At 71.3% G+C, this 21,788-nt stretch carries 18 protein-coding genes and 2 tRNA genes; 3 read left to right on the plus strand and 17 right to left on the minus strand.

Annotated elements, in window-relative coordinates:
- Positions 1-65: 65 nt before the first annotated feature.
- From ACH4YP_RS21015 to leuS, 6 genes are all read right to left on the minus strand, one after another.
- Positions 66-887, minus strand: a complete 822-nt coding sequence (locus tag ACH4YP_RS21015) for an arylamine N-acetyltransferase (RefSeq protein ID WP_361059345.1) — start codon at positions 885-887, stop codon at positions 66-68.
- Between the two features lie 4 nt (positions 888-891).
- Positions 892-3,594 (minus strand): ComEC/Rec2 family competence protein, encoded by a 2,703-nt coding sequence (locus tag ACH4YP_RS21020; protein ID WP_398491718.1) that lies wholly within the window; start codon positions 3,592-3,594, stop codon positions 892-894.
- Entirely contained in the window at positions 3,591-4,523 is a 933-nt protein-coding gene (locus tag ACH4YP_RS21025; RefSeq protein ID WP_398491720.1) for a helix-hairpin-helix domain-containing protein, read from the minus strand. The genes ACH4YP_RS21020 and ACH4YP_RS21025 overlap by 4 nt, the downstream gene beginning before the upstream one ends.
- 548 nt (positions 4,524-5,071) lie before the next feature.
- Positions 5,072-5,917, minus strand: coding sequence for a DegV family protein (locus ACH4YP_RS21030; RefSeq protein WP_398491722.1), 846 nt, complete (start codon positions 5,915-5,917; stop codon positions 5,072-5,074).
- Between the two features lie 72 nt (positions 5,918-5,989).
- Entirely contained in the window at positions 5,990-6,886 is an 897-nt protein-coding gene (locus tag ACH4YP_RS21035; RefSeq protein ID WP_398491724.1) for a hypothetical protein, read from the minus strand.
- Between the two features lie 170 nt (positions 6,887-7,056).
- Complete coding sequence (gene leuS / locus ACH4YP_RS21040; RefSeq protein ID WP_398491726.1) at positions 7,057-9,933, minus strand: leucine--tRNA ligase; 2,877 nt, start codon at positions 9,931-9,933, stop codon at positions 7,057-7,059.
- Positions 9,934-10,348: 415 nt separating this feature from the next.
- Between leuS and ACH4YP_RS21045 the strand changes: the two genes are divergently transcribed.
- Together ACH4YP_RS21045 and ACH4YP_RS21050 are read left to right on the plus strand one after the other, a co-directional pair.
- The gene (locus ACH4YP_RS21045) at positions 10,349-11,674 is read left to right on the plus strand and encodes a cytochrome b/b6 domain-containing protein (protein ID WP_361059333.1); all 1,326 of its coding nucleotides are present in this window, start codon (positions 10,349-10,351) and stop codon (positions 11,672-11,674) included.
- Positions 11,674-13,296, plus strand: a complete 1,623-nt coding sequence (locus ACH4YP_RS21050) for an NADH-ubiquinone oxidoreductase-F iron-sulfur binding region domain-containing protein (protein WP_359714757.1) — start codon at positions 11,674-11,676, stop codon at positions 13,294-13,296. The genes ACH4YP_RS21045 and ACH4YP_RS21050 overlap by 1 nt, the downstream gene beginning before the upstream one ends.
- 152 nt (positions 13,297-13,448) lie before the next feature.
- Here the strand turns inward: ACH4YP_RS21050 and ACH4YP_RS21055 are convergent.
- The 4 genes from ACH4YP_RS21055 to ACH4YP_RS21070 all read right to left on the minus strand — a co-directional run bounded on the left by ACH4YP_RS21055 (position 13,449) and on the right by ACH4YP_RS21070 (position 15,745).
- Positions 13,449-13,521, minus strand: a tRNA-Ala gene (locus tag ACH4YP_RS21055).
- Positions 13,522-13,786: 265 nt separating this feature from the next.
- Positions 13,787-14,020 carry a hypothetical protein gene (locus tag ACH4YP_RS21060; protein ID WP_010986886.1) on the minus strand — a complete coding sequence of 78 codons (234 nt, stop codon included), beginning with the start codon at positions 14,018-14,020 and terminating at the stop codon, positions 13,787-13,789.
- A 3-nt stretch (positions 14,021-14,023) separates the two neighbouring features.
- The gene (locus ACH4YP_RS21065; RefSeq protein WP_361059330.1) at positions 14,024-14,197 is read right to left on the minus strand and encodes a hypothetical protein; all 174 of its coding nucleotides are present in this window, start codon (positions 14,195-14,197) and stop codon (positions 14,024-14,026) included.
- Positions 14,198-14,263: 66 nt separating this feature from the next.
- Positions 14,264-15,745: an MFS transporter gene (locus tag ACH4YP_RS21070; RefSeq protein ID WP_398491729.1), complete on the minus strand. Its 1,482-nt coding sequence runs from the start codon at positions 15,743-15,745 to the stop codon at positions 14,264-14,266.
- A 94-nt stretch (positions 15,746-15,839) separates the two neighbouring features.
- Here ACH4YP_RS21070 and ACH4YP_RS21075 point away from each other — a divergent pair, with 94 nt between their 5' ends.
- On the plus strand, positions 15,840-16,760 hold the full coding sequence (locus tag ACH4YP_RS21075) for a helix-turn-helix transcriptional regulator (protein WP_398491731.1): 921 nt from the start codon (positions 15,840-15,842) through the stop codon (positions 16,758-16,760).
- 4 nt (positions 16,761-16,764) lie between these two features.
- Here the strand turns inward: ACH4YP_RS21075 and ACH4YP_RS21080 are convergent.
- The 7 genes from ACH4YP_RS21080 to ACH4YP_RS21110 all read right to left on the minus strand — a co-directional run bounded on the left by ACH4YP_RS21080 (position 16,765) and on the right by ACH4YP_RS21110 (position 21,756).
- A tRNA-Ala gene (locus tag ACH4YP_RS21080) sits at positions 16,765-16,837 on the minus strand.
- A gap of 263 nt (positions 16,838-17,100) precedes the next feature.
- Positions 17,101-17,760: a histidine phosphatase family protein gene (locus tag ACH4YP_RS21085; RefSeq protein ID WP_398491821.1), complete on the minus strand. Its 660-nt coding sequence runs from the start codon at positions 17,758-17,760 to the stop codon at positions 17,101-17,103.
- A 38-nt stretch (positions 17,761-17,798) separates the two neighbouring features.
- Positions 17,799-18,245 (minus strand): ribosome silencing factor, encoded by a 447-nt coding sequence (gene rsfS, locus ACH4YP_RS21090; protein ID WP_398491733.1) that lies wholly within the window; start codon positions 18,243-18,245, stop codon positions 17,799-17,801.
- A 381-nt stretch (positions 18,246-18,626) separates the two neighbouring features.
- Positions 18,627-20,459: an LCP family protein gene (locus tag ACH4YP_RS21095; RefSeq protein WP_398491735.1), complete on the minus strand. Its 1,833-nt coding sequence runs from the start codon at positions 20,457-20,459 to the stop codon at positions 18,627-18,629.
- Between the two features lie 16 nt (positions 20,460-20,475).
- Positions 20,476-21,150, minus strand: a complete 675-nt coding sequence (gene nadD, locus ACH4YP_RS21100) for a nicotinate-nucleotide adenylyltransferase (protein ID WP_361059320.1) — start codon at positions 21,148-21,150, stop codon at positions 20,476-20,478.
- A gap of 47 nt (positions 21,151-21,197) precedes the next feature.
- A complete protein-coding gene (locus ACH4YP_RS21105; protein WP_169801889.1) occupies positions 21,198-21,362 on the minus strand; it encodes a hypothetical protein in 165 nt (54 codons plus the stop codon).
- A gap of 238 nt (positions 21,363-21,600) precedes the next feature.
- A complete protein-coding gene (locus ACH4YP_RS21110; protein WP_359714744.1) occupies positions 21,601-21,756 on the minus strand; it encodes a hypothetical protein in 156 nt (51 codons plus the stop codon).
- Positions 21,757-21,788 lie beyond the last annotated feature (32 nt).

Consider the following 21,788-nt stretch of genomic DNA (forward strand, 5'->3'; position numbering starts at 1 on the left):
ACATGTGCTGGGACTACGCACGAGTAGCCCGAATTGGCAGCTCCGTTTATGTTTTCCCCCCGGAATTAGCCGTTTCTGACAACCGGGACGCTCTCCAGCTCGATCCCGAACCGCTCCCGATACGCCGCCAGCACCTCCTCGTCCGTGGCCAGATCCGATCGTTCCTTTCCGCCGTCGGGGTCCGTGACCGTGAGCGTGCGCCCACTGAGCGTGATGCGCCCGCTGTCCTCGGTGAGCCGCGAGCAGACGAGCGACTGCGTGAAGTGCGAGGCCGGCGAGGTGCTGTGCCACCAGGCCCCGGCCACACAGTCCCCGAGCACCCGCGGCCGGGTCTCCAGCCGGTACTGCGACCTGCCGTCCCGCACGACGTCCAGGTCCCCGAACCGCCTGTCGTTCCCTCGCACCCCCGCCGGATCCGCTCCGGCCACGATCACCCGGAACGCGCCGCCCGGATCCGTCTGCTCGCCCCGCTCCCCGAACGCCAGCGGATAGTGGCTGTTCGCCCCGAAGCCGACGTCGACGAGCCAGTCACCCCCGTCCACCGTCCGCACCCGCAGCGCGAGATGGTCGAACGGAACCCCCAGTCGCCCCTCCTCCCCGTACACGCGCGCCGCGAGCAATGTCACATCGAAGCCCAGTGCCCCGAGCAACATCCCGAACGCCCCGTTCAGTTCGTAACAGAAACCGCCCCTCCGGGAACCCACCAGTTTGTCCAGCAGCCGCTCCTCCTCCAGCACGATCTCCTCGCCGAGATGGATCGACAGGTTCTCGAACGGCACGGTCAACAGGTGCCGCAACTGGAGCTCACGCAGTACGTCGGCGGTGGGCCAGGCGGGGTGTGCGGCGCCGATACGGCGGAGGTAGGCATCAGCCTGTGCGGGTTTCATACCCTCAGTCTCCCGCCACCAGCAGGCGCTCACCGCCTCCGGCCACGGCGACCGCCCCGTCCTCGTCCGTACGCAGCACCTCCGCGCCCCCGGCCCGCAGCGCCGCCACCGTGCTCGGCGCCGGGTGCCCGTACGGGTTGTCGGCGCCGCAGGAGATCAGGGCGAGGCGCGGTGCCACCCGGCGTATGAGGTCCGGGTCCTGGTAGGCCGACCCGTGGTGGGCGACCTTGAGCACGTCCACGTTGCCCAGGGCGGCGCCGGCCGGTGATCTCAACAGTGCCTGTTGTGCCGGTGGTTCGAGGTCTCCGAGCATCAGCAGCGACAGCCCCGCCGACCGTACGAGCAGGGTGACGCTCGCGTCGTTCGGGCCCTCGGGTCCCGGGGCCCGCTCCGGTGGCGGCCACAGGACCTGCCAGTCGAGCGCACCCGTGCGACGCCGCTCCCCCGCCACCGCCCGCGTCACCGGGATCCGCCGGGCCGCCGCCTGCCGGTGGACGGACTCCGCCTGGTCCAGCGGCTCTTCGAAGCCCGTCGTCTCGATCGCGCCCACCGATCGCCCGCGCAGCACCCCCGGCAACCCGGCGACGTGGTCCGCGTGGAAGTGGGTCAGCACGACGAGCGGAATCCGTGTGATGCCGAGCGCGCGCAGGCACCGGTCGGCCAGCGTCGGGTCCGGTCCCGCGTCGACCACGACACCGGTGCCGTCGCCCGCCGCGAGCACCGTCGCGTCCCCCTGTCCCACATCACACATCGCGAACCGCCAGCCGGGCGGCGGCCACCCCGTGATCACCCGTGTGAGAGGAGGTGGCTGCACCATCACGAGCAGAAGGAGCACTCCACAGGCCGCGCTGAGCCAGGGGTGTCTCAGGAGCCTGCGGCCGACCAGCACCACAACGGCGATCACCAGGGCCAGCAGCAGCGCGCCCGTCCAGCTGCCCGGCCAGTCCACCCCTCCGCCCGGCAGCGCGGCCCCCGCACGGGCGATGTCCGCGATCCATCCGGCGGGCCAACTCGCGCACCACGCCAGTGCCTTGGCGACCGGCATCGCCCAGGGAGCCGTGGCCAGGGTCGCGAAGCCCAGCACCGTGGCCGGCGCGACCGCGAACTCCACCAGCAGATTGCACGGCACCGCCACCAGGCTCACCCGGGCCGAGAGGACGGCGACCACCGGCGCGCACACCGCCTGCGCGGCCCCCGCGGCCGCCAACGCCTCGGCCAGCCGCGGCGGCACCCCACGCCTCCGCAGCGCGGAACTCCACCGCGGGGCCAGCGTGAGCAGGGCTCCGGTGGCGAGCACGGAGAGCAGGAACCCGTAACTCCGCGCGAGCCAGGGGTCGTACAGCACGAGCACCAGAACCGCCGTGGCCAGCGCCGGGATCAGTGACCGGCGGCGGCCGGTCGCGATGGCGAGCAGCGCGATCGATCCGCAGGCCGCGGCTCGCAGCACGCTCGGATCCGGTCGGCACACGATGACGAAGCCGAGCGTGAGCGCCCCGCCTGCCAGGGCGGTCGCCCGCAGTGGGATGCCGAGTCTCGGTGCCAGCCCTCGGCGCTCCGCCTGCTGGGCACGGCCGGGTGGCCCGATGAGCAGGGCGAGCAGGATCGTGAAGTTGGCGCCGCTCACCGCCAGGATGTGTGTGAGATCCGTCGCCTTGAACGCCTCGTCCAGCTCCGGCGTGATCCGTGAGGTGTCCCCCACCACCAGGCCCGGCAACAGCGCCCGCGGGTCCGGCTCCAGCCCGTCGGTCGCCGCCCGCAGCCCGCCTCGCAGCTCTCCGGCGAACCGCTGAGTGTCCGACGGCTGCCCGACCACTCGCGGCGGGCCGCTGCCGCGCACACGCAGCACCGCCGCGATCCGGTCACCGTCCCCGAGCGGGGGCACGACCCGCGCCGTCACGCGCACTCTCGTGGAGGGCAGAAGGGAGAGCCAGGGCGAGCCCTGACGCTCACGGACGGCCCGTCCGCCCGCGTCCACGATCAGCAGCACCGGCGTTCGTGTTTCCGCCACCGTCCCGTCCGGCTTCTCGACCCGTCTGACCTCTGCGTTGAGCAGGATGGCGGTCGGAGCCGCGTGGTTGCCCTTGATCCGCGGGCGTGTCAGCCGTGGGTCCGAGGTGACCTCCGCCTCGGCGGTCACCTGGGCGTACTGCCGCGCCAGCTCCGGAACGGGTCCACGCCGCAGATCCGCGCCGTGCAGACCGCCCGAGGCAGCCGCCGCCGCGACACAGAGCAACACGGCGGCGACGGAGACCTTCGGCCACGAACGCCACCGGCCTCGCCACGAACCGCCTCGCGGCACATCCCCTCGCTCCGGCTCCGGCTCCGGCTCCGGCTCCGGCTCCGGCTCCGGCCGATGATGCGGCCGCGGCTCACCGCTCGGGCGGCTGCGGTGGGTGGCCAACAACCCACCGGCCACGACCACGCAGACGATCACCACGCCGGTGACCCACCCTGCCGACGCGTCCAGCGTCAACGCCGCCGTCGCCCACGCCGCCAGCGCCGGCGGCACCAACCGCAGATCCGTCGGCGCCTCTTGGCGAGGGTGCGCGGCGCCGAGCGGATTGCCGGACGTGGCGTGTACGCCCGGGCGGCGGTCGCCGGACCGCTGAGCGCTGTTCGCCGGGCCGGGCGCCCGGGAAGCCTGCCGCGCTCCAGGCCCTACCGCCCCTACCGGCCCCGCCCGACCGTGCGTCTCCGGGCCCCTCATGGCCGTACGAGATTCTGCAGATCGGCGAAACGGCGGTCGCCGATTCCGTTCACCTCACGGAGTTCGTCGACCGAGCGGAAGCCGCCGTGCTGGGTGCGGTAGTCGATGATGTGCTGGGCGAGTACGGGGCCGACACCGGGCAGGGTGTCCAGCTGTTCCAGCGTGGCCGTGTTGAGGCCGACCGGAGCGGCGGCAGCCCCCGCGGCGGCTCCGCCGGAGCCCACGGCCCCAGGACCGCCCGCCGCCGCACCGGGCCCGGCGACGGCCGGAGGCCCTCCGACCACCACCTGCTCACCGTCCACGAGCAACCGCGCTCGGTTGAGGCCCTCGGTGTCCGTGCCTGGACGCACCCCACCTGCCGCCCGGAGGGCATCGGCGACCCGGGAACCGGCCGGCAACCGCTGGAGACCGGGCTCCCGCACCTTGCCACTGACATCCACCACGACCACAGCGCCGGCAGCCGCACCGGCAGCACCAGCCGTACCGGCCACGCCCACGGGGTCCCGTGCTGCGGCGGACGATCCCGGCGCCGCCTCCTGCCCGCCCTCTCCCTCGAACGAACCCACGGCCCGCACCACTTCAGGTGCCCGTACCGGCTGGGTCCGCCCCGACCAGAAGTGCTGCGCGGCGAAGACGGCCGCGACCACGAGAACCACCGTGAGCGCGACCACGCCCCTCCGCTCCAGCCCACACCTGGACTGCAGCCACAAGGGCATCCGCTCCCGGACGGCGAGCCCGGTCCGCTCCCGCCACGCCGGCCCCGCCCCCGCCCCCGCTCCGGCTCCGGCTCCGGCTCCGGCTCCGGCTCCGGCTCCGGCTCCGGCTCCGGCTCCGGCTCCGGCTCCGGCTCCGGCCGCAGCCCCGGGCTCGGCCTCGAACTCGGCCTCGAACTCCGCCCCCGCTCGGGCTCGGTCCCCAACCGCGTCCATCTCCACGTCGACCCCGGCACCAGTTCCAGCGCCAGTTCCAGCACCGCTCCCAACACCAGTTCCGAGATCGGTGGCGACACCGGCGACCACACCGCTGCCGCCACGACTCCACCCCGGCTGCCCCTGCCGCCGCCCCGACACCACCGGCGGACCGTGCCTCAACTCCCCGCGCGCTCTCGTCCGTTCGGCGAAGAGGGTCTCCGCGCGCAGGCGCAGCGCCTCCGCGGAGGCTTCTCGGCGCCGGGACCTGCCGCGATAGCGGTGATGGCGGCGGTGTCGCGTACGACTGTCGGAGACCGGGCCTCGGCCCGGCCCGCTGGTTGCTGCCGCTGTCCGTGAAGGTGATCGAAGTGCCATGCGACGAGAATCGGGCACAACCGCCCCGCCGCGATGATCTTGCTCAATTCCCGGGGATTACCGCCCAGTTGTGGATAACTCCGTCACCCACACGAGTCAGCCCGACCTCACCGACCCGGGCTTACCGACCCGACCTCACCGATCCAGACTTACCGATCCAGACTTACCGACCCGGACTCACCGACCGGACCTCACCGAGGCGATACGACCGCCCCGAGCAACCCGGGCCCCGTGTGCGCCCCGATCACCGCCCCGACCTCGCTCACATGCAGCTCGGCCAGCCCCGGGACCCGAACCCGCAACCGCTCCGCGAGGGCCGCCGCCCGCTCGGGCGCGGCGAGATGGTGGACCGCGATGTCGACCTGCGCGCTCCCCGCCCGCTCGGCCACGATCTCCTCCAGGCGGGCGATCGCCTTGGCCGCGGTCCGCACCTTCTCCAGGAGCTCGATGCGCCCGCCGTCCAGCTGCAGCAGCGGTTTCACGGCCAGCGCCGACCCGAGCAGCGCCTGCGCCGCCCCGATCCGGCCGCCGCGGCGCAGATAGTCGAGGGTGTCCACGTAGAAGTAGGCATACGTACCCGCGGCCCGTTTCTCCGCCGCGGTGACCGCCTCGTCGACCGTGCCGCCCGCCTCGGCGGACTCGGCCGCGGCCAGCGCGCAGAAGCCGAGGGCCATGGCGACCATCCCGGTGTCCACCACCCGCACGGGCACCGGCGCCTCGCACGCGGCCAGGACAGCCGCGTCGTACGTGCCAGAGAACTCCGCCGACAGATGCAGCGAGACGATGCCGGTCGCGCCGGACGCGGCGACCCTGCGGTAGACCTCGGCGAACACCTCGGGGCTGGGCCGGGAGGTGGTGACGGACCGTCGCTTCTGCAGCGCCTGGGCCAGTGAACGGGCCGAGATCTCGGTGCCCTCTTCGAGTGCCTGGTCGCCGAGGACCACGGTCAGGGGCACCGCGGTGATGCCGTGGCGCTCCATCGTCCGTGGCGGCAGGTAGGCCGTTGAATCGGTGACGATCGCGACATGGCGGGACATGAGCTGGAGGTTACCTGTCAGTGAGCGTGGGCGGCAGTCCGGCCCCTCCCACCTGCGGCCGGGCAGGCGGGATCAAGTCGTGCTCTCGGGGCGGGGCTTCTTCTCCCAAGGGTAGGCCTGTCGCTGCACGGGCGGGTCGATCGCGGCCCGGGTGGGCTCCTCGGCCCTGCGTGACTCGCGGCTCTCCGGCCAGGTCTGCTGATCGGCGGGGACGGGCGGTGCCTCGGGCCACGGGGCCGGGGGCGGCGTCTGTGCCACAGCCGGCTCCGGCGTCCGCGTGGACGCCGAACCGGGCACCCCCGCGGACGGACCGGGCATCCCTGCGGAAGAACCCGATCGCCCCGCAGAGGAGCCGGGCACCCCCGCGGACGGACCGGCCGACCCCGCGGAAGACGGATCCGCTGATGTCCCCGTAGGAGCCGGCTCCGTCGTCCAGTGCCGCAGCGCGCCCGCCTCCATGTCGATCTGAGTGCTCAGCGAGTCCAGGTCGTCGTTCCCGAAGCGCTGCGCACGGTCGCGGGCCGCCCAGCGCAGGGCGTCCGCCGACTTCGTTATCCGCTCCGTGCGCTCCCGAAGTGAGGGAAGGCGCTCGGTGAGGCGGGTCCTGTCCGGCTCGCGCTCCAGCCGCTTCAGCTCGCCGTCCAGCTCGTGGCCATGAGCGCTGAGCCGCTCGAAGAGCGCCAGGGACTCCTTCAGCGACTCGTCCTCCGTCACGCCCGCGTGCAGCGCGTCCTGGGTGGCACGCATCGACGTGCGCAAGGAGAGGCGCAGTTGGGCGACCTCGCCCTGGGGGCCCGGCTGGGCGAAGGTCTTCGCCCTGAGCGTGGAGTCCTCCACCGTGCGGCGGGCCTGTGCGACGGTGCGGTCCACGCCGCGCTTGGCCGCGCCGACCACCTTCACGGTGGCATACGCCCCCAGCGCCACGAACAGCACGAAGATCAGCGCCACGATTGCGACCACGGCTTCCATGACGATCCTCTCGGGTGCTGCTTCCAGTGCCCGGCGGCGCCGGCGGCTCTTCCACGGTAAACGGAAAAGGCAGGCCGAGGGTTCCAGCGGAACCCCCAACCTGCCCGTAGGGGACTACCCCGACAAGGGGAACCACCCCCGGCCTACCCCCGGCCCGCTCGGGCCACCGTCTACGCGGGAACGATGTTCACCAGCTTCGGCGCACGCACGATCACCTTGCGGATGCCCGCCCCGTGCAGCGCCGCGACCACCTTCTCGTCGCTCAGCGCCACCTTCTCCAGCTCCTCGTCCGAGATCGACGGGGAGACCTCCAGGCGTGCCTTGACCTTGCCCTTGATCTGCACGACGCAGGTCACGGTCTCGTCCACGACGTACGCCGGGTCGGCGACCGGGAAGTCCCGGTGGACGACGGAGTCCGTGTGGCCCAGCTTGCGCCACAGCTCCTCGGCGATGTGCGGGGCCAGCGGCGCGACCAGCAGCACCAGCGACTCGGCGACCGTGCGTGAGACCGGACCGCCCACCTTGGTCAGATGGTTGTTCAGCTCGGTGACCTTGGCGATGGCGGTGTTGAAACGCATGCCCTCCAGGTCCTGGCGCACGCCGTCGATCGCCTTGTGCAGGGCGCGCAGCGCCTGCTCGTCCGGCTCGGTGTCGACGACGGTGACCTCACCGGTCGCCTCGTCGACCACGTTGCGCCACAGCCGCTGCAGCAGCCGGAACTGGCCCACCACCGCGCGCGTGTCCCACGGCCGCGACACGTCCAGGGGCCCCATCGCCATCTCGTACAGACGCAGCGTGTCCGCCCCGTACTCGGTGCAGATCTCGTCCGGAGTGACCGCGTTCTTCAGGGACTTGCCCATCTTGCCCAGCAGCCGGGAGACCTTCTCGCCCTGGTAGAAGTACGCGCCGTCGCGCTCCTCCACCTCGGCGGCCGGTACGGCGATGCCACGGCTGTCGCGGTACACGAAGGCCTGGATCATGCCCTGGTTGTACAGCTTGTGGAACGGCTCGACCGACGAGACGTGCCCCAGGTCGAACAGGACCTTGGACCAGAAGCGCGCGTACAGCAGGTGCAGCACGGCGTGCTCGGCGCCGCCGACGTACAGGTCGACGCCGCCGTGCGGCTGGCCCTCGCGCGGGCCCATCCAGTACTGCTCGATCTCCGGGTCGACCAGCTTCTCGGAGTTGTGCGGGTCCAGGTAGCGCAGCTCGTACCAGCAGGAACCGGCCCAGTTGGGCATGGTGTTGGTCTCGCGGCGGTACTTGCGCGGACCGCGGCCGTCGCCCAGGTCCAGCGTGACGTCGACCCAGTCCTCGTTGCGGGACAGCGGGGTCTCCGGGGACGTGTTCGCGTCGTCCGGGTCGAAGGTGCGCGGCGAGTAGTCCTCGACCTCGGGCAGTTCCAGGGGCAGCATCGACTCGGGCAGCGGGTGGGCGATGCCGTCCTCGTCGTAGACGATCGGGAAGGGCTCGCCCCAGTAGCGCTGGCGGCTGAACAGCCAGTCGCGCAGCCGGAAGTTGACGGTGCCGTGGCCGATGCCCTTGCGCTCCATCCACTCGGTGATGCGCGCCTTTGCGTCGGCAACGCCCATGCCGTCCAGTGAGATGTCGTCGTTGGCGGAGTTGATGATCTTCGCGTCGTGCGCCCCGAAAGCGCTCTCCCACGTCGACGTGTCGGTGCCGCGGCCGTCGGTCGGCTCGACGATGCAGTGGATCGGCAGCTCGAAGGCACGCGCGAACTCGAAGTCGCGCTGGTCGCCCGCCGGTACGGCCATGATCGCGCCGGTGCCGTAGCCCATCAGAACGTAGTCGGCGATGAAGACGGGGATCCGCTCGCCGTTGACCGGGTTGGTCGCGTACGAGCCGATGAAGACGCCGGTCTTGTCCTTGGCCTCGGCCTGCCGCTCCACGTCGGACTTGGAGGCGGCCTGCGCGCGGTAGGCGGCGACGGCCTCGGCGGGCGTGGCGTGACCGCCCGTCCAGGCGTCGTGGGTGCCCTCGGGCCAGGCGGCCGGGGTGAACTTCTCGACCAGCGGGTGTTCGGGCGCCAGGACCATGTAGCTCGCGCCGAACAGGGTGTCGGGGCGGGTGGTGAAGACCGTGATGGCCTCGCCGTCCACGGGGAAGTCGACGCGGGCGCCCTCGGAGCGGCCGATCCAGTTGCGCTGCTGCAGCTTGATGGCCTCGGGCCAGTCCAGCGCGTCCAGGTCGTCCAGCAGGCGGTCGGCGTACGCGGTGATCCGCATGTTCCACTGGCGCAGTTTGGCCTTGAAGACGGGGAAGTTGCCGCGCTCGGAGCGGCCGTCGGCGGTGACCTCCTCGTTGGCCAGGACGGTGCCCAGCCCGGGGCACCAGTTGACAGGCGCTTCGGAGGCGTAGGCCAGGCGGTACTCGCTCAGGATGTCGGCGCGCTCGACATCGGTCAGCTCGCTCCAGGAGCGTCCACCGGGTGCGGCGCGCTCACCGGTCTGGAACTGTGCGACCAGGTCGGCGATCGGACGGGCCTTGTCCGCCTCGTCGTCGTACCAGGAGTTGAAGATCTGCAGGAAGATCCACTGGGTCCACTTGTAGTAGTCCGGGTCGATCGTCGCGAACGACCGGCGCCTGTCGTGGCCCAGGCCCAGCCGGCGCAGCTGGATCTTCATGTTCTCGATGTTGGCCTCGGTGGACACCCGCGGGTGCGTGCCGGTCTGCACGGCGTACTGCTCGGCGGGCAGGCCGAAGGCGTCGAAGCCCAGGGTGTGCAGGACGTTGTGGCCGGTCATGCGCTGATACCGGGCGGATACATCGGTGGCGATGTAGCCCAGGGGGTGACCGACGTGCAGGCCCGCACCGGAGGGGTACGGGAACATGTCCATGATGAACTTCTTGGGCTTGGCGACCAGCGAGGGGTCTCCGGCCAGGTCGCCCTTCGGGTTGGGCGCCTCGTACGTGCCGTCGGCGTCCCAGAAGTCCTGCCAGCGTGCCTCGATCTGCTCGGCCATGACGGCCGTGTAGCGGTGCGGCGCGGCCACCTCGGAGGCGGCAGCGTTGTTCGTCTCGCTCATGATCCTCAAAGCTCCATCGATCGTCTCTGCCAGCGGCTCAGGAAATGAAAAAACCCCTCGCACAGGAGGGGGCGCCGCGCCGATGCCGGTCGTGGTTTCCGGCGACCGGGATTGATCAGCGCGGCTCGCTAAGCAGAAGGCGTACGGCACGCATGACGTCAGGGTACCGCAGCGGCCGAGCGGACCGCGACGCGCTTTCGGCTACGCTGCGGCACTGCGTGTCACGCCCGCACCAGGTCGACCGAAGCTGAACAAAAGTCAAAAGTTACTTCGCGTAAGGGCCTCTAAGGGACATCACAACTCCCTCGCTGCCCCTTGATAACAGCGCAATAACTCAAACCTCGTACCCCTCGGTATGGCTCGACCTAGAGTGCGGCAGCGGGACCGCTTTCCCGAACTGTTCGGAGTTGCCCCCATGAACTCTCGCCGTAACAACAGCACACTCACCCAGCCGAGCCGATCGGTCCGGGGCGGAGTGACTGCTGCCGCTTTGCTGTTGATACCCCTCGTCGTCGTGGTCGGAGGTGATGGATTCCGTGAATTCCTCAACTTCGGAGCGGGCGTTCTGTCGCTCGTGTCCCTCACCCTCTCGGTGCTCTGGGGGCTCGTCGCGACCGACCGGGTCTTCCTCAACACGCGCCAGAGGCTGACGGCCCAGGCCGTGCACAGGAGCACGGCGGTGGCCTCGGTCGGCTTCCTGCTGCTGCACATCTCGGTCAAGCTCGTGCTCGACCACACCTCGGCGATCGCGGTCGTGATCCCCTTCGGCCTCGGCGTCACCGGCACCGACGGGCTCATCGGCTTCGGCACCCTGGCCGGCCTCCTGATGGTCGTCACGGCCCTCACCGGCGCACTGCGCAGCGCCTTCTCGTCCCCCGTGCAGGTCGCCGGTCGCTGGCGCGCGCTGCACATGCTGGCCTACCCCGCCTGGTGCTCGGCCCTGATCCACGGCCTCTTCGCCGGGCGCGAGGCGAAGCCGGTCTTCGTGATCCTCTACGGCCTGGCCCTGGTCGCAGTCATGGGCGCGCTGCTCCTGCGGTCGGCCCCCCTGTCGTTCAAGCGGAAGGTCGCCGGGCGCGTCCTGTCCCTGCTCGACGGCGGCAACCGTTCCTACCGCGAAGAGCCCGGGCCACGCCGTGCCGCCGACTCCTCGCTGCCCGGCGGTGGTGGTCGTCCCGGCTTCCCGGACATGGCGGTTCCCTCGCAGCGGACGTCGTCCCCGTCCGGGGCGTACGAGTCCCCGCAGCGCTCCGCCCTCCAGGACTCGGCGTCCTTCACGGACACCGGATCGCTCACGGACACGGGCGGCTTCGCGGCCGCGTACCGGGCCGTCAACACCCCGCGCGCGCAGGACCCGCTGACGCCCGACCCCGCCCAGCGCATGCAGGTACCGATGGACATGCAGCCCACGGAGGCGATGCCGCGGGTCGACGGCAACACCGGGCCCCGCTGGCCGGCCCCGTCCCCGCCGCTCTACGAGGCCCCGCCGCGCCCCGCGGGGACACCGACGTACGACACCGGGACCATCCCCACGTACGACGCGAACGCCATGTACGACACCGGCGCCGTCCCCGCGTACGGCACAAGTGATGTGTACGACACCGGTGAGACGAACGACCCCCTCGGTACGTACAACCCGAACGACACGTACAACAGCGGTCCCGCCACTGAAACGCTGCCCGGTTCCTACGAGGCACCGAGCAACGGCGAACCCTGGAACGCGCCTTCCGGAGGCTTTTAGTGAACGAGGCCCTTCCCGACGTCCCCGAAGTCCGAGTGGTGGGCCTTCCCCAGCTCACCTCCGGTTTCGATCTCGTCGAGAGACTCGACCTGCCCATGCACCTGAAGGTGCACGGACCGCTCGAGCCGATGGGCGGAGAGCAGCTCGCGCAGCTCTCCGAACGCATCAACCTGAAGGGCCGCGGTGGCGCGGGCTTCCCGTTCCACAAGAAACTGCGGTCGGTCGCCGAGGCGGCGATCCGCCGCGGCGTTCGTCCCGTGGTCGTCGTCAACGGCAGTGAGGACGAGCCCGCCTGCCGCAAGGACACGGTGATGATCAACCGTGCCCCGCACCTGATCCTGGACGGCGCCCTGCTGGTCGCCGAGGCGCTGGGCGCACGCACCCTGGTCGTCGGGGTGACACGTGAGTCCACGCAGCGGTCGATGGAGGCGGCGCTCTCCGAGCGCGGGCTGACCAACCGGCGCGGAGCGACCATCCGCGCGCGCGTGCAGCGCAATCCGGTGCGCATGGTGACCGGAGCGGCGGCCTCACTGGTCCGCTCCATCGACGGCGGTCCCGCGATCCCGCCGGGCCGCAAGACCAGCGCCTCGCAGAACGGTGTCGGCGGCGCACCCACGCTGCTGTCGAACGCCGAGACGTTCGCCCAGCTGGCGATCGCCGCGCGCATCGGCGCCGAGCGCTACGGCAACACCGGCCTGTACGACGAGCCCGGCACGGTCATGCTCACCGTTTCAGGAGCGGTCGCCCGCCCGATGGTGATCGAGGCCCCCACGGGTGTACCGCTGCGGTACATCCTGCAGCTGGCCGGCGCCCCGCCGGTCCCGCAGGGCGTGCTGACCGGCGGGTACCACGGCAAGTGGATCGACTCCGCGACGGTCAACGAGGCGATCGTCTCGCGCAACTCCCTGGACGCGGTGGGCGGTGCGCTCGGCGCGGGCGCGATCCTGCCGATCAGCACGGCGACCTGCCCGCTGGGCGAGTCGCTGCGGGTGGCGCAGTGGCTGGCGGAGGAGAGCGCGGGACAGTGCGGTCCCTGCTACCTCGGCCTGCCCGCCGCGGCGCGCGGCATGGAGGACATCCTCAACGGCGGCGGCCCGGCGGCCCTGGAGGCGCTCAAGCAGGTCGCCAACGCCGTGAAGCGGCGCGGCGCGTGCTCGCACCCCGACGGCTCCGCGATGTTCCTGGAGTCGACCATCAAGGCGTTCACGGACGACCTGGCCGCGCATGTCCTCGGCAACGGCTGCGGACGGCCCGTGGAAGGCGTTCTGCCGCTCTTCGAGGGCGGCCAGCAGCCCACCGGCATCCCGGGCGGCCAGGCGGAGCCGGAGCAGGGCCCCAGCCGCCAGAAGATCTACGTCGACTGGACACTGTGCCGCGGACACGGCCTGTGCGCGGACATCCTCCCGGAGGTCTTCCAGCTGGGCGCCGACGGTTTCCCGACCGTCGCGCAGGCGGGGGTGCCCCGGTACGCGGAGGCGAAGGCGCTACGTGCCGTACGCCGCTGCCCGGCGCTCGCGCTGCGCCTGGAGGAGGACACCCGCGGAGCGGCCCCCCGCCAGAACCTCCCCGCCGTACGCGAGGGCGGTGGCGGCGGCCGCCGAGCCCTGGGCCGCGGCCGCTGACACACCGGCGGCCCGGGAGACCGGGCCGCCGAACCGCCGAACCGCCGAACCGCCGAACCGCCGAACCGCCGAACCGCACAAGCAAGAGACACAACAGCGAGCGAATGCAAAAGGCGGGCCATCCTTATCGGATGGCCCGCCTTCATCTGCTGTGGAGCTAAGGAGATTTGAACTCCTGACCCCCTGCATGCCATGCAGGTGCTCTACCAACTGAGCTATAGCCCCTTGCGGTGTTCCACCGGACTTCCCCGGCGGCGACGCCAACATTACCGGTCCCCCGGTGCACCACCAAATCGTTTCCGGTACGCGTGGACGAGGCGGACGGTCACGGCGGACAGCGCCGATCTCCGGCCCGTCGCCGTGCGGGATGTCCGCTCGCTGCCACGCACCCCGGAACGGGCCTCCGCGGTCGCCTCAGCGGCGCTCACGGCCGTCTTGGGACCCGGGGTCGCCGTGGCCGGGGCACCCTGTGGCGAATCCCCGGTCGGCGTCAGGCAGTGGCGAAGGAGTAGAACCGTTTGAGCGTGCAGTGCTCGTCGAGGAGTCGGCCGTAGATCGGCTCGCCCTCCAGCTCTCGGTACGTCTCGATCGGGTCGCCTTTTATGATCAGCGCCCGAGCGCATTCCTCGCACCAGTACTGGTAGTCGTGGTTGACCGGCTCCATGTCGCGCACGATGGGCGTACCACTGCCGCACCAATCGCACTTGCGCCTGTGTGCACCCATCGATCAGCTCCAGCTGTGGCCGCAGGCCGTGCACACGTAGGAAGTTCCGCCGCTGTCGCCGAGAAGCAGGGCGACGTGGGCCGAACCGCGGGAAGGGCGGTCGAGGCGGGTGATCCGGTCCCGTATCACCTCGGATCCGGGAAGGTCGTCGACCTCCCCGAGGATGCTCGCAGGCATCGCCACTCCCTCCCGTCGGGCCGCCCCTTCCGGCCGTTTGATTCTGCCACGGCCGGGCCAATACGGTCAGCGACGCCTTCGTACCAGTCCGGACACGGCACCCGTCGCGGCGGTCGCGGCCAGCGCGAACATGCAGACGAGAAGCGCGTCCGAAGAGGTATACGCCCCCAGGGCCCCAAGTGACTCAAGTCGATTCAAGAAGAGTGTGCCGAACACCGCGACACCGATCAGCTGACCGAGCTGGGTGACCGTGGCGAGCAGGCCGCTGGCGTCCGCCGCGTCCTCGGGACGCACGGTGGCGAGCGCCCGCGTGAGAGTGGGGCTGAAGCCGAGCGCGAGCCCGGTGCCGACGCCGGCGAACGCCACGTACAGCCAGAAGCCGGCCCCGTGGCCGTCCCGCAGCGCCAGGCCCACGCCCGCGACGCAGACCGCGGCGAGCGCGAATCCGGCCGGGATCAGGGCGCGTTGCCAGGAGGCGGGCCACCCGCGCCAGGTCAGCCCGACCAGCCCGAAGACCACCGCGGTCGGCGCGAAGGTGAGTCCGGCACGCAGCGCGCTGAAGCCGAGGCCGCCCTGGACGTGCAGGGTGAGCGCGAACAGGAAGCCTCCGTTGACCGCCATCACGGCCATGATCCGGAAGACCGCGAGCCCCATGCCGGGGTGGCGCAGCACCCTGGGCGCGATCAGCGGCGTGCCGCCGCGCCGGGCGAGCCGGGACTCGTACGCGCAGAACAGGGCGAAGGCGACCGCGGCGGCCACGAGCGACAGCCAGGACCACAGGGGCCAGTCCTCCTCCTGCCCGAGCACCAGCGGCACCGTGAGCAGCGACACGGCCGCGCCCAGGAGCACCAGGCCCGGCAGGTCGAGCCGGTGCGCGCGCTCCGGAGCGCGTGCGTCGTCGCGCGGCAGGACGCGCGCTCCGAGCGCCAGCAGTACGACGCCCACGGGCACGTTCACCAGGAAGACCGGGCGCCAGCCCGTGCCGAACAGGTCCGCGCTGACCAGGACCCCGCCGACCACCTGCCCGGCCGCGGCGCCGGTCGCGAGGACCGCCGAGTACAGGCCGAGGGCCCTGCCCCTGGCCTCGCCGGTGAAGTTCCGCTGGATGAGGCTGAGGACCTGCGGGATCATCACGGCCGAGCCGGCTCCCTGGATCAGCCGGAAGGCGATCAACTCGCCCGTGCCCTGGGCGAGTCCGCAGGCGAGCGAGGCCGTCGTGAACAGCGCGAGGCCGGCCAGGTAGACGCGGCGGTGGCCGAGCAGGTCGCCCAGGCGGGCGCCGGTGATCAGCAGCACTGAGTACGAGATGGCGTATCCGGCGACCACCAGCTGCAGTTCGGCGCCGGAGGCGTGGAGTTCGGCGCCGATGGTGGGCACCGCGACATTGACGATGAAGACGTCGAGGAGCGCCATGAACTGGGCGGCGAGGACGATCGCGAGCAGGCGTCCGGGGCGATTGTCAGTGCCGGGAGTTTTACTTGGTGCAGGGCTTGGTCCGGGACCGGGTCCGGGTGCGGAGTCCGGGCCCGCGGGGGTTGTCGTCGTCATGGCATCGAGCGTGGGGGCGGGCGGGTACGGGTGCCGAGAGCCCGTCGATGCTGGTACTGACAGCACCTGGCAGGGGCCGGGGCGGGGGTCGACGATGGGGGATGTGACGACGATGGCCACGACACAGCGGCGTCGGCCGGAGCTGGCCGCCTTCCTACGGAGCAGGCGGGCGCGGGTGACACCGGCCGACGTGGGGATGCCGCCGGGTCTGCGCCGCCGCACGCCCGGGCTGCGGCGCGAGGAGGTGGCACAGCTGTCGGGGGTCGGCGTCACCTGGTACACGTGGCTGGAGCAGGGGCGGCCGATCAACGCGTCACCACAGGTGCTGGACGCCGTGGCACGCACACTGCGGCTCGACCAGCCGGAGCGCGAGCATCTGTACGACCTGGCGGAGGTGCCGTACACGCACGGCGCCGAGTCGACCGCGCTGGCCGTGGGGCCGGAGGTCCAGGAGATAGTCGACTCCCTCGACCCGAGCCCGGCTGTGGTCTACAACACGCGGTTCGACATCCTCGCCACCAACGCGGGCTACCGGGACGTGTTCTTCGTGCCGGAGACGCGCCCCGCCGGCGGTGCCGTCCGCAACGCGCTGTGGACGCTGTTCACGGCCTCCGAGGAGGACTGCCCGCTGGTGTTCAGGGAGAGCGAGCTGCCGATGATGGTGGCGACGTTACGTGCCGCGTACGGGAGACATGTCGGCGAGCCCGTGTGGGAGGACTTCATACGCAGGCTGTCGGAGGCCAGCGCGCACTTCGCCCGGCTGTGGCGGAACGGGGACGTGGCGCCGCCGGGACCGCGCGTGAAGACGTTCCGGCACGTGGCGGTGGGCGAGTTGCGGATGACGTCGGTGTCGTTGTCGGTCGACGGGATGCCGGAATCCCGGATCGTGGTCTACCGGCCGGCCGACGAGGAGACGAGTGCGAGGGCCGCGCGGCTGAGGGAGCTCCGGCAGCAGTGGAGGGCACGAAAAATCCCGCCCCCTGACGGGAACGGGATCATCGATCTGCGGTGCTGATCTGTGGAGCTAAGGAGAATTGAACTCCTGACCTCCTGCATGCCATGCAGGCGCTCTACCAACTGAGCTATAGCCCCTCACGGTGTCCGACCCGGCTTCCCGGCGGCGGAACAAGAAGAACTTTAGCCTGCGACCAGCCGGAAAGTGAAATCCGGTCCCGCGGGGCATCGGGGGCCGTACGGAAGGCCCGCCGACGCGCCCTACGAGTGCCCCACGACGGCTCGCGCCGGACGACACCAGCACCTCGAAGGAGCGGTCCGAGCCCCGCCCCTTCGACAGGCGCCCGGCACCGTGACCCCGCGCCCCGGCCGGAAGCCCGGAAGCGGCTCCGGCGGAGCGTCTAGTCGTCGTCTCCCAGTACCGGCTCCGGCAGTGTCCCCGCGTTGTGCTCCAGCAGTCGCCAGCCGCGGGCACCCTCGCCGAGGACGGACCAGCAGCAGTTGGAGAGGCCGCCGAGGCTCTCCCAGTGCTGGGACTCCAGGCCGAGGAGGCGGCCGATGGTGGTGCGGATCGTGCCTCCGTGGCTGACGACCACGAGCGTGCCGTCGTCCGGGAGCTTGTCGGCGTGCCGGAGCACCACGGGGGCCGCGCGGTCGGCGACCTCGGTCTCCAGTTCGCCGCCGCCCCGGCGCACCGGCTCGCCGCGCTTCCACGCCGCGTACTGGTCGCCGTACCGGGTGATGATCTCCTCGTGCGTCAGGCCCTGCCAGAGGCCCGCGTAGGTCTCGCGCAGGCCCTCGTCGTGGGTGATGTCGAGGCCGGTGAGCACGGACAGTTCGGCGGCCGTGTTCGCGGCCCGCTTCAGGTCCGAGGCGACGATCGCGTCGGGCTTCAGGGATGCGAGCAGCCGGGCGGCGCGGCGGGCCTGGCCCACGCCTGTCTCGGTGAGCTCGACGTCCGTCGTGCCCTGGAAGCGGCGCTCCACGTTCCACAACGTCTGGCCGTGGCGCCACAGGATGACGCGGCGCCCGCGGCCCGCCTTCTTCCCGGCCTCGGACAGCGGCCTGCCGTCCGCCGCCGGAAGCTCCGCCCCGGCGGTCACCGCAGCTCTCCGCGCAGCTCGGCGGTGTCCTCCGCGTCCTGGAGCTCGGCGTGCTCGGCGCCCTTGCCGCGCGTGGCCTTCGCGTCCGCGGGCAGGTCCAGCTCGGGGCAGTCCTTCCAGAGCCGCTCCAGCGCGTAGAACACCCGCTCCTCGCTGTGCTGGACGTGCACCACGATGTCGACGTAGTCGAGCAGGATCCAGCGGGCGTCACGGTCGCCCTCGCGGCGCACCGGCTTGGTGCCGAGCTCCTTGTTCAGCCGCTCCTCGATCTCGTCGACGATCGACTTGACCTGGCGGTCGTTGGGCGCGGAGGCCAGCAGGAAGGCGTCCGTGATCGACAGCACGTCGCTGACGTCGTACGCGATGATGTCGTGCGCGAGCTTGTCGGCGGCCACCTGCGCGGCGGTGGTGATGAGCTCGATAGAGCGGTCAGTGGCGGTCACTACAAGGCTTTCCGTAGACGGTCAGGAGTCCCCCGAGGGGTGGGGCCTGTGCGGCGGATCATGCCGGAGACGCGGGGTCTGGCACGCGCATCCGCGCTTGCCGGACGCCATCGCACTCCTCCGGCCTGCTCCGCCGGGCAGGCCCTGCCCCAAGGGTCTCACGGACCGCCGACAGCACCCCACGCGATTAACCGATCACGGCCCGGGCGCGCCCGGGGCGTCCGCACCGCCCCCGCGCACGCCCGGTGCCAGTACCGGGTGTCCGCGCCGGCTGCCCGCACCGGCGCAGGCAGCCGGCGCCTGCGCCGAGTGCCCGAAGCCGACCCCGACCCGCCCGGGCGCCCCGAAGGCATCCCGAGGGCACCGCCCGTAACCGGACCGTCACCCGCCCGACAAACCCGCCGAGACGCCCACCTTGTAGTCCTGGCCCAGTACTACCGACACATCCGCGTTCGACGTGGTCTTGCCCTTCTTCACCGAACTCGTCGGCAGGCCGAGCGTCTTGGCGACCTCCGCCGCGTCGTCCTTCCTCGCGGCGTCGGCGTAGGTGATCTGGGACACGGCCTGGGCGACGTCGGTGTCGCCGCCGTCGACGAAGGTGTAACCGCCGTTCAGCAGCACGACCCGGGCCTGTTCGGTGGCGCCCTTGTCGCCCGTCGAGTTGCGGATGCCGACCTGGACGGCCGCGCCCTTCTCGGGACTCTTCGCGGCGCCGCCGAGCACGTCCTTGACCACGCTGTCACTGGCCTGCGCGCTGAGCCTGCCGTCCGTCTGGACCGGCAGCAGCGCCGTCTTGTAGTCGCCGCCCTTGGCACGGTCGGCGAGCTTGGCCAGGAACGCGCCCAGGTCCTTGTCGCTCAGCGAGGGGTCGAGGATCTGCGCGAGCGACTGCACGGTGGTCGTCGCGGCCTCGGGGTCCGACGACAGCTTGCGCAGCACTCCCTGCATGACCTGGCCGAACCGCTCCAGCTGGGCGTTCTGCGACTCCCCCGAGGCGCGGTAAGTGGCGTACGCGACGGCCATCTTGCCGCTCAGCGTCTGCTGCTTGCCCTCCTTGACGAGGGGCGCCTCGCCCTTCTTCTTCGCCTCCGGGTCCGGCACGTCCGCGTTGGTGTCGATGTCGATGTTGCCGACGAGTTCGACGAGGTTGTTGAGGTACGGGGTGTCGAGACGCCAGGTGCCCTCGACGTCGGTCCCGAGCACGGTGTCGATCTCGTCGCGCGTCCCGGAGGACCCGTCGTCGTCGACCGACTTGACGAGCGTGGTCGTGGTGCCGTTGTCGTCCGTCAGGGCAAGGGAGTTGGGCAGCAGGACGGTGGTGCCCTGCTTGGTGGTGGTGTTGTTGACGAGCAGCGCCGTCGCCGTGCCGCCGCCCTTGGTGTTGTGCAGGTGGACGATGATCACGTCGCGGTTCTGGGCGCCGCCGGCGGTGGTCGTGCCGGACGCCGACTCGGAGGACGTTCCGGGCAGGCTGCCGTCGTACCAGAGGTAGCCGACCCCGCCGACCGCGACCAGCACGAGCACCACGACCAGGGCGACGACCCGGCCGCGCGCCCGGCGCTTGGCCTCCTCGCGCCGCTCGGTGCGGTTCTCGGTGAACTTCAGCCAGTCGATGACGTCTTCGGAGTTCTCCGGCTGCTCCTCCACGAAGGCGAACTGCTCGGTCCGGTACTCGCGTTCACCCTGCGGTCCGTCGCCCGGCTGCCCGTCGCCCTGCCGCCCGTCCTCCGGGGACTCCGGCGGCTCCGGGGACTGAGCGGGGCGTGCCTGCTGCGGGATGTAGGCGGTCTGCTCCGCGACGTGGGCCTGGGCCTGTGCCTGGCCCTGCTGCTGACCGGTGTCATAGGGCGCCACAGGTTGCTGCTGACCCGTGTCATACGACACCACAGGCGACGCCTGCTGCCCCTGCTGGCCCATCGCGTACGGGTCGTACCCGTACCCCTGCCCGTATCCCTGGCCCTGCTGCCCTTGATGCCCGTGCTGACCCTGATGTGCCTGCTGCCCCTGGTGCCCTTGCCCGTACCCCTGCGCCTGCCCCCCGTAGGGGTCGTACGAGCCGTACTCCTGCTGGGCCTGAGAGGCCCCCGGAGCTTGGGGGGCCTGGGAATTCTGGGAAGGTGACGGCACCTGCCGGTACACAGGCTGCCCGAACTCGTCGTAGCCGACGAGCTCGTACTGGTCGCCCCCGTACCCAGCGTCGTATCGGTCGTTCACCGGTGCCCCTCTCGGCTCACTCGCCGCGGTACAGGTCTCGCTTGTCGATGTAGCGCACCACACCGTCCGGCACCAGATACCAGACCGGGTCGCCCTTCGCGACCCTCGCACGGCAGTCTGTGGACGAGATGGCGAGCGCGGGGACCTCGACGAGCGAGACACCGCCCTCCGGCAGACCGGTGTCGGTCAGTATGTGGCCGGGCCGGGTGACCCCGATGAAGTGCGCGAGGGAGAACAGTTCTTCGGCGTCGCGCCAGGTGAGAATCTGGCCGAGCGCGTCGGCGCCGGTGATGAAGAAGAGGTCCGCGTCGGGGTTGAGCACCCGAAGGTCGCGCAGGGTGTCCGTGGTGTAGGTCGGGCCGCCGCGGTCGATGTCGATGCGGCTCACGGAGAACTGCGGGTTCTCGGCGGTCGCGATGACCGTCATCAGATAGCGGTCCTCGGCCGGGGAGACCTTGCGGTCGGTCTTCTGCCACGGCTGTCCGGTCGGCACGAACACCACCTCGTCGAGGTGGAACTGCGCGGCGACCTCACTGGCCGCCACGAGGTGCCCGTGGTGGATCGGGTCAAACGTTCCGCCCATCACGCCGAGGCGGCGCTTTCCCGGGTTCGACGGGCCGTTTCCCGGGCCGCGCCGCGCGCTGCGCGCCGTGCCACCCGCCGGACCGGTAGGCATGTCCTGCTCTCCCATGCGTGCAGACCCTACCGGCCCCGGCGACGGGTCCGGTCGCGTGGGCGTCAGCGGTCCCGGTTGAAGCGGGTGGTGATCCACAGCAGCAGCATCAGGATGAAGAAGGCCCCGCCGCCGGTCAGGTAGGGGCTGAGGCTCTCGTGGTTGCCGCCGTGCTCCTCGCCCTCGGCGGCGAATGTGACCAACTGGGCAGCGGTGCTGTGGATGCTCATCTTCGGCAGGACCTATCCGGTGTGGGCGGGATGCGGGATAAAGACTTCCGCACATCGTAAGCGGGGGCTGTAGCCGGTATCACTCCGACTCCGCCGTCAGGACTGCCCGGTCTCCGGCGCCCCGAACCATCGGCCTCCGCGACGCGGGCTCCCGCCGTCCGCAAGGAGATCCTCCGGCCCTTCTCAACCGTCCGGAGCCTTCCGCGGGTCTAAGTGGTCGGGAACCTTCCGCCCGGCCTCACTCGTCCCGTTTGTAGCCGCGCAGAAGGAACCAGGCAGTCAGCACACAGCCGACGACCATCACGATCAGCACGACACGGAGGAGATTCCCCGCCCCTTGCTGTTGGGCGGCGCTCGCGGCCTCGGTGAACCAGGGCTCGGGGAGATGCTCCATGACGTACGACTCCTTCGCTGTACTGCCCGTCC

Source organism: Streptomyces sp. NPDC020747, assembly GCF_044334695.1.
Taxonomy (GTDB): Bacteria; Actinomycetota; Actinomycetes; order Streptomycetales; family Streptomycetaceae; genus Streptomyces.

What these genes read in the sequence shown, in the direction of transcription:
- ACH4YP_RS21015 (WP_361059345.1), bottom strand. Translation starts at nt 887, where the DNA reads ATGAAACCCGCACAGGCTGATGCCTACCTCCGCCGTATCGGCGCCGCA.
- ACH4YP_RS21020 (WP_398491718.1), bottom strand. Translation starts at nt 3,594, where the DNA reads ATGAGGGGCCCGGAGACGCACGGTCGGGCGGGGCCGGTAGGGGCGGTA.
- ACH4YP_RS21025 (WP_398491720.1), bottom strand. Translation starts at nt 4,523, where the DNA reads ATGGACGCGGTTGGGGACCGAGCCCGAGCGGGGGCGGAGTTCGAGGCC.
- ACH4YP_RS21030 (WP_398491722.1), bottom strand. Translation starts at nt 5,917, where the DNA reads ATGTCCCGCCATGTCGCGATCGTCACCGATTCAACGGCCTACCTGCCG.
- ACH4YP_RS21035 (WP_398491724.1), bottom strand. Translation starts at nt 6,886, where the DNA reads ATGGAAGCCGTGGTCGCAATCGTGGCGCTGATCTTCGTGCTGTTCGTG.
- leuS (WP_398491726.1), bottom strand. Translation starts at nt 9,933, where the DNA reads ATGAGCGAGACGAACAACGCTGCCGCCTCCGAGGTGGCCGCGCCGCAC.
- ACH4YP_RS21045 (WP_361059333.1), top strand. Translation starts at nt 10,349, where the DNA reads ATGAACTCTCGCCGTAACAACAGCACACTCACCCAGCCGAGCCGATCG.
- ACH4YP_RS21060 (WP_010986886.1), bottom strand. Translation starts at nt 14,020, where the DNA reads ATGGGTGCACACAGGCGCAAGTGCGATTGGTGCGGCAGTGGTACGCCC.
- ACH4YP_RS21065 (WP_361059330.1), bottom strand. Translation starts at nt 14,197, where the DNA reads ATGCCTGCGAGCATCCTCGGGGAGGTCGACGACCTTCCCGGATCCGAG.
- ACH4YP_RS21070 (WP_398491729.1), bottom strand. Translation starts at nt 15,745, where the DNA reads ATGACGACGACAACCCCCGCGGGCCCGGACTCCGCACCCGGACCCGGT.
- ACH4YP_RS21075 (WP_398491731.1), top strand. Translation starts at nt 15,840, where the DNA reads ATGGGGGATGTGACGACGATGGCCACGACACAGCGGCGTCGGCCGGAG.
- nadD (WP_361059320.1), bottom strand. Translation starts at nt 21,150, where the DNA reads ATGGGAGAGCAGGACATGCCTACCGGTCCGGCGGGTGGCACGGCGCGC.
- ACH4YP_RS21105 (WP_169801889.1), bottom strand. Translation starts at nt 21,362, where the DNA reads ATGAGCATCCACAGCACCGCTGCCCAGTTGGTCACATTCGCCGCCGAG.
- ACH4YP_RS21110 (WP_359714744.1), bottom strand. Translation starts at nt 21,756, where the DNA reads ATGGAGCATCTCCCCGAGCCCTGGTTCACCGAGGCCGCGAGCGCCGCC.